The 547-nt window shown below is 36.9% G+C and carries 1 protein-coding gene; it reads left to right on the top strand.

All coding sequences use genetic code 11. The annotated features are described in order from the left end of the window. Positions 1-246: 246 nt before the first annotated feature. Positions 247-547: transposase (locus ACTRC3_RS11775; RefSeq protein ID WP_440323198.1), on the top strand; the 301-nt coding region annotated here is incomplete at its 3' end.

Below are 547 nucleotides of genomic sequence, written 5' to 3'. Positions count from 1 at the left end.
AGGACATGGGAAAAAGCAGGAATGTATATTTTTTTAGTAGTTCTGTTTGTATTTTTTGTGTATAGGAATCTACCGTAAAAGGATCTCCACGTCCCATATAACGTACATAACTCCTATAATGAAAACCGCTGCATGTGTGGGCAGCGGTTTTTGTTGTTTACCCTATAAGCATATGGTAAAATACCCCCATACAAAATATCTGATATGTACCCTCTTTACTGGACAACCAGTAAGGAGGGTATTTTTATGCATTATAGTTATGAGTTTAAACTGATGTGTGTTGAATTGTATCTTTCAGGTTCCTATCCCGATATCCCAGAAGGGGTGAATCCAGATACTCTCAAAAGTAATATACGACAATGGGCCAGATTGGTTGATTTACATGGCCCAGAAGTTTTAAAACATAAGGTGTTTAATAAGGTTTGGACACCAGAAGAAAAGTTTGAACTGGTTTCAAAGGTCATTGCAGGCATACCAAAGAAGAAAGTTGCCATAGAAGCAGGTATTAACCCAGGAATGCTTTATCAATGGCTACACAAATATAAAT

The sequence above is a fragment of the Laedolimicola sp. genome (genome assembly GCF_051972735.1).
GTDB lineage: Bacteria > Bacillota > Clostridia > Lachnospirales > Lachnospiraceae > Laedolimicola > Laedolimicola intestinihominis.
The sequence above is the reverse complement of the archived record's forward strand: the minus strand, read 5'-3'. Positions and strand labels throughout refer to the sequence as shown.